Source organism: Martelella sp. UBA3392, from assembly GCF_002358775.1.
Classification (GTDB): Bacteria; Pseudomonadota; Alphaproteobacteria; order Rhizobiales; family Rhizobiaceae; genus Martelella; species Martelella mediterranea.
In genome coordinates this window covers 1-6324 of sequence record NZ_DEPM01000267.1, presented here as the reverse complement: position 1 = coordinate 6324, position 6324 = coordinate 1, and the positions used below count along the sequence as shown (strand labels likewise).

Sequence of the window (6324 nt, the reverse complement as noted above, 5' to 3'; positions counted from 1 at the left end):
TGATTTTAACGAGTCCTGAGCCTATGTAACATGCTGGTTTCGGAAGGCGGCTGAGTATTCGAAAGCAAACTCTGCAATCGATATGGCTCTGGTCGCCACCAACTCCATAACTCAAGGCGAACAGTGCGGCATCCTTTGGCCTTGGATGTTCGGTCAGAACCTTTTGATTCACTTTGCACACCGGACTTTCCAGTGGAACTCCGAGGCTCGCGGCAAAGCGGCTGTCCATTGTGTCATAGTTGGCATGACCCGAGACGCAAGTCGAAAATGCGCCGTTTATGAATACGATCATATGCGTGGCCACCCGCATATGTCCGCCGTCTCGCGCTTAAACGGCTACCTGATTGAAGGACCACAGTATGCTGTCCCGGCGCGCTCCAAGCCACCTAAGGGCCGACTGAAGATGCACAAAGGCAGTCAGCCGACCGACGGGGCCAGGCGACGGAAGCCAGGCGGGGGATACTACCCTCTGACGAGCAACCTGATCCTAGATAAGGAGAACCGAGACGAACTTCTGGCGCGCGAACCACAGGCCAAAAAGTGGTTGCGTCCCTATGTGGGCGGCGAGGAACTGATCTCCGGCGACTGGCGGTGGTGTCTTTGGCTCAAGAATGCGGATCCTGCTGAGTTGCGAGCGTCAGCTCCTATACAGGAGCGCTTGAAGCGGGTGCGTGACGGTCGACTGGAAAGCCCCACAGAAAGCGTTCGCGCCTTCGCCAAGTATCCGACGCTTTTCACCCAGGACCGTCAGCCCGACGAAGCCTATCTCGGCATACCGGAGGTTTCATCGGAGACGCGAGAGTACATTCCCATGGCCGTCCTGCCACCTGAAGTGGTTGCCTCTAATAAACTTCAAATCATTGTTGGGGCGCCATTGCTCTATTTTGGCATTCTGACATCTGCCATGCACATGAGCTGGATGCGGACGGTCACTGGGCGAATGAAGAGTGACTATAGTCACGCCCCTGCGGTCTATAATTCATTCCCCTGGCCCGATCTTACTGATGCAAAGGCCAAAAAAATCGAGAGGATGTCGCAAGACGTTCTTAATGCACGAGCGTCCTTTCCCGGCGCGACACTAGAGGACCTCTATGACGCAGATAATATGCCCCCAAAGCTGCGCAAGGCGCACGAAATACTGGACCGCGCAGTAGACAGCCTCTACCGTCGCTCGGGGTTCCGGTTCGAACGCGAGCGCGTCGAGCACCTGTTCAAGCTCTTCGAGAATACTGCCACTCCGCTCACCGCGTCGGATTCGAAAACGCGCCAGCAGCGCACGAAAACAGCATCATAAAATCAATGAAGTCGGATCACCAACGGCTCCATCCGGTTGAGAGCAGTTAAAACGGCAATTTGGTGGTCTGTTGAAATATATTTGGTCATCTGGTCCCGTACCAGATGCTCTCCGTCATGGGCGCATGGTAAGGTGCTCCAAGCCCAAGTAGTCGCGTAGTGCGCAGGTCAAACGGATGACCTCGATCATGTCCTCAACGAGCGCTTCCTTAGCGACGTAGTTCTGCAATCGTCCCTTGCCTACCCTGGTGAACTCGCGATGTACGCGGCCCGCCATCTTTTGCTCGCGGATGAGCACGCCAGGATTTGCATTGCAAAACCCTCGGATAATATCCTCTGGCAAGAAGTCCTCGATCTCCCAATCCAGCCCTGCGCAACTGCTGTTCTGCGCTTCAGCCCGGCGCTGCAGATCAGGACCCAAGACGCCATTTGAAGCTGGCATGTTCGGGTGCAGGAGGAACACATCTCGGTAATGCTTCACCCGGAAATCCATCTCGCAAAGCATGCGTGCGTGCTTGCGGCCCGCGTGGTCGTTGTCAAACAACCCCACGAACTTTCGTTCTGTCATCAGGCTTGCTGCGTCTTGGACAGCCATCTGACGCAGCGCCTGCAACTCTCGCACCACGCCTTGGACACCGCCATCATCCTTGAGCCCCGCCTCAAATACGGCGAATCCGGAATCGAAGAGATCGTGATTGCTTTCGCGTCGCCACAAGTCGCGGGCGAGGCGCAGGTAGCGAACATCGCTTGTGCCTTCGACAAGTACGTTGGCCGTACCGACGTTCCAACCCTTTCCATTAGCGTATCTTTCGACGAGTCCGATCAACGCTCAACCTGCCGTTAGTGGCCGCAGCAGCGGACCGTTGTGGCCGAAAGAAATGAGGCCGCTAATATTCATGCCTGGCCGTAGTTGGGCGCTATCAAATTCGGCTATACGAAAAGGGACCCTGTCGTTCTGGAGTTCTTCGACTCTGGCATGAAGTCTTGCTCCATCTCCTCCCGACGCGATGCGGGCGCGGACCTGTCGCCTCTGCCCCGTGCTCTCATCAAGCAACCATCGGAGACGGTCTGGAACCTCTACGTAATGTTCACCTCGTGCCCAGAGCTGGCGCAATTTTTGGAACCGCTGCGATCCCTGGTGATGCCGACCTCTCTGATGCATGAGAATCGCCAGTTCCAGATCCAGCTGCGGCGATAGGATCGCCCGGTTGCCATCAAGGGTTTCGAGCAACTCCAGTTGGACGGCGAAGTCCTTCGGGTGATCCATACACGCCAAGATGTAGCGAAGCCGCACCGCCTGTGCGTTGGCCCGCAGCAACGGATGGCCCAGCCGGGTAGCCGCGTCGATGCGGTTCGCGCGCGGGAAGTCGTCCAGCGACATGCCCTCACGCGGGGCCATCCCGTCGCCCAAGGCCGACAGTGCCTGCTGAATGGCCTCGCCTTCGGTTGAAGGCTCGGTGTCCTGCACCGTCCCTGCTGACCGAAGCAGCAGATCGAAGGCCTTGTCGGCGAGGCGCGACAACGCGTTTCGACGCAATTCCGCAGTCTCTCGCTGCATTGCTCCGTAGACGAGACCTAGAACCTCCAGTGCTACGCTCGCCGCGCCGCCCGGATCCTCGTCAGCCCCTATCAACCGGTCGCGCGCATAGATTTCCAGAACGTAGGAATTGTCAGGGTTCAGTCTGTAGGCTCTATAGGTGGCTCTGTTTGCTTCGGAGCGTAGGGCCGCCACCCGTTCGGTTGGCATTCCGCGACGCGCCTCCACCTCGGCGAGGTCGTGATAGGCATGAGCCAGGGAATTGTAGAGGTTTAGGTCGGGCTCACCCCCTGGACCGTGCTCGAGTGCCAGCGCGGCTTCGATGTCCCCGGTGGAGCGCCGTAACAAATCGGCACGCTCGTCATCAGTGATCGGGAACATGACGTCGTCCTTCGCGATGCGCCGCCGCGATATCGAGCAATGGTGAAGAAACGTCCGGCTGGTCATCCGAAACGCTTTCGGCATCGCGTCCAAAGCCGCCAGCGCTTCGCGCCAGTAGAGGGCGAACTCGCTGCGGCCTTGTCCGGGGTCGATTTTGAAGACACTGGTGGCAAAGTTTTCGGCCAGTTCCACCAGGTCTGGGTGTGCAATCATTGGGTTTGAGGCGATCCGCGCGAGGACCATCAGCCGCAGGTGATCGGGGTTCTGCGTCGCCGCCAGTCCGGCCATATCGCGGGCGCGAACGTCGTGAAACAGCCCGGTTAGAAGGAACCGCCCCAGTTGATCGTGGATCATCGCCCAGTGGCTTACCGTGCCAAAGCGATAGCGTGCGACACCCAAGGCTCCGACTGTCGATTGCAGATCAGAAAGCTTGTCACGTGTCGGAAAGTCTTCAGACGTGGGCAGCAGTATCTCGGGAAGAAGCTGGCGCACCGTACTCATGGCGGCGATGTCTACTAACGCGCGCTGCGCCACCGGGTCAGTAACCTTCTGCCGGAACTGCTCGTAAAGCCAGCTCTGTACTGTCTCGTTAAGGTCGATTTGCCGTTGCAGCCAGAATGCCAGCGCGATCCAGAATACCGACCCTCCCCCGGCTGGACCAACGAGTGAGTGGTTGACGAATGCTTGCCATTCGTGGGCATCACGCGCCGTGCCCAACGGCCGAAGAAAACGGTTCAAGTGCCGCCCTAAGGCCATCGCCGCTTCCTGCGAGACCTCGTGGGACAGATCGCACAGGTTTTCCAGACGTTTCTCCGAGTAAATGGCAACCGGTAGCAGTGCATCTGTCACGAAGACGATGCAAATTCGGCGTCCAGCCTCAGTGATCTGCCTAGCAAAAGTCGCGATATCCCCTTCACGCCCCTCCCACTGCGAGCGATCGAATACGATCAGCCAAGGTGCCTCGTACTGGCGCAAACCCTTGCCAATGTCAGCTGAAGCGATAGCGTTCAAGCAGGAGTTAATGAAATTCGCGACGCCGCGCCCGTTAGGACTAAAGGGGGCTTGGGCGGCTATCAGCGTTGGATATCCCTCCAGTGCCGCTCCGAAGGCGAGGTCGCGGAGAAACGTGGTCGCCCCAGCTCCTGACTCCGCTCGGATATAGAAGATTCGGCTAGCCTCCGGCCCGTTACGGTCGAGGTCCCTAAGCGCCTTAGTTAAGGTGTTCCGCGCTCGGTCATCTCGTGACCACGGCATTTGCGCAGCATAGGGTCGCCATGAGGCCGACGGATCCTTGAAAAAACCGTTGATTTCTTCTGAACTCAGCCCTTCCGGCGTCACGTATTCTAGATGAGCCTCCGAAAGCAGTTCGTAAACACCCAGCAGCGGATGTTCGGGATCGTCGCGTCCAGATAGGTCGACACGGTGCCGGGCCCCTTGTGCATCCCTGATGCGGATGATGAGCCGGTCGTCAACGCGTTCTGTGTAGCGCCTATGAAGGGCCTCCGACATCACCGCTGCGGGGGCCGGCAGCAGCGTTACCCGCCGCGCTCCCGCGTCGCCTTGCCAGTCGCTTATTTTGTGCCGAGCCTCGGGATCATCGCTGACGATCGCCAGGCCGCACTGGAATCCATCCTGCCAAAGTTGTTCCAGTTCGACGGGCAGTGTCAGATCGGGTCCGCCGAGCAAAACGAGGTTCCGGACCCCGCGTTGCTGCAACTCCATGATCATTTCCATACGCCTCGCCCGAGCGGCAAAGCCTGCACGGTCAGCCTCGGTGCGGCCGTTGAGCAGAAAGACGGGAAGACTGCGGGGCGGAAGCACGGTACTTGAGGGCGGAACATCGATGACATGAACCAGCCCCCTCCGGCGCACGAGCGGTGACTCGATCGCACTGTCCAAACTATCAACAGCCTTGAGCAAGCTTTCCGATGCGGTCTCGCTCAGGACGAATTCCCAAGGCAGGCTTAAAATACTTGCGGTCGCTTCTGGCCCAGCCGCCTCGGCAAAGGACGGCATTAGCCATAGGCTTGCATCGCGGGAATCAAGCTCCGCGAGAATCGGAAGGTCGTCAGGAGACAGAATTTGCAGCCCCTCAGCGATGCTGTTCATATTTGCCTATCCGGTCAAATCGTCATTGCGGAAAATATTCGATTGCACAGACATTAATCGATAACATCCTGATTGAAATCCCCGCCGCGTGGCTGGGTGAGTTTCGTTGATACTATAATAGTACACTCTCTTAGCAAGTTTTGCGTTCGTTTGAACTGTCGAAGATGTCTCCGTCTAGCCTTCGTGGAATAGGGACACGCCGTTCGCAGGCTCTCAATTTTTATCGGACTGTGGCGTAGAATCGGCGGTTTTGCATGCTAACTGGTGGAATGCGGTGATTGCAGGCAAATATCGTGCATAGAGGGAAAGCGGCGGCTATGGCGGACCGGGTGGGATCCGAACATATATGCTGAAGTAATCGGGCTAGCGCTTGGTTACACCATATGGATTGTCGGCTTTCGGGAGATCGCAAGAGACAGTTGAACGGCCGGAATGGAGGCGTGAAGGGGACCGGCAGAGACGGGCCCGACTGCTGACAGTCGGCTTTTCACGCGGCGACTAACAAAGCGGGCATTCGCGCTTGGCAGAGGCATGGTCACTTGCGGCCCTTGGCTGCCGTTCGTCGGGTTGCCTATCGTCGCTGTGCAGCTTCCCCAAAACCGGCTGTCGGCGGCATCGTGCAGCATGACCTGGCCGTCCATGGTCGGAAGAGAGGACATCGCTGCCTTTCGCTGATCCTGCAAAATAATCGATTAAAATTGGATTGGATTGCTTGAACGTGAAGAGCTCGCCTGTGGCGCTATGCCTAAGAGGCGTGTGATTTGCTTCACGGGCTCTAATCTAAAATCTGATGCTTCAGACAAAAAATGAAAATATAGCAAGCAGCAATCCAGCCGCACCCAAGAAGACAGACCAGAAGGCCAACCAAGCGGGCACTTTTACCGCTGGGTCTTTTGTGAATAGATACCAGTAAAGCTGCCCCCACAGCCCGGTCTGTTCAATAGTGAGGCTGAACTTCTTGTCGCTGCCAATGGCTTCCTTAGGCTCAGGACTCGTTAAAATCA

General features: G+C 57.4%; 4 protein-coding genes and 1 pseudogene. 2 read left to right on the top strand and 3 right to left on the bottom strand.

Features of this window, described 5'->3' with window-relative positions; all coding sequences use genetic code 11:
• Positions 1-34: 34 nt before the first annotated feature.
• Together B4E36_RS20710 and B4E36_RS20705 are read left to right on the top strand one after the other, a co-directional pair.
• Positions 35-268 (top strand): annotated as a pseudogene (locus B4E36_RS20710) (DNA methyltransferase); the annotation flags it as partial.
• Entirely contained in the window at positions 245-1294 is a 1050-nt protein-coding gene (locus B4E36_RS20705) for a type IIL restriction-modification enzyme MmeI (RefSeq protein ID WP_345900771.1), read from the top strand. The pseudogene B4E36_RS20710 and the gene B4E36_RS20705, both read left to right, overlap by 24 nt.
• 114 nt (positions 1295-1408) lie before the next feature.
• Here B4E36_RS20705 and B4E36_RS20700 read toward each other — a convergent pair whose 3' ends face one another.
• The 3 genes from B4E36_RS20700 to B4E36_RS20690 all read right to left on the bottom strand — a co-directional run.
• Entirely contained in the window at positions 1409-2119 is a 711-nt protein-coding gene (locus B4E36_RS20700; protein WP_345900770.1) for a hypothetical protein, read from the bottom strand.
• A gap of 3 nt (positions 2120-2122) precedes the next feature.
• Positions 2123-5320 (bottom strand): hypothetical protein, encoded by a 3198-nt coding sequence (locus tag B4E36_RS20695; RefSeq protein WP_345900769.1) that lies wholly within the window; start codon positions 5318-5320, stop codon positions 2123-2125.
• A gap of 795 nt (positions 5321-6115) precedes the next feature.
• Positions 6116-6324 (bottom strand): hypothetical protein (locus B4E36_RS20690; protein WP_345900768.1); only part of this gene is annotated, 209 nt, incomplete at its 5' end.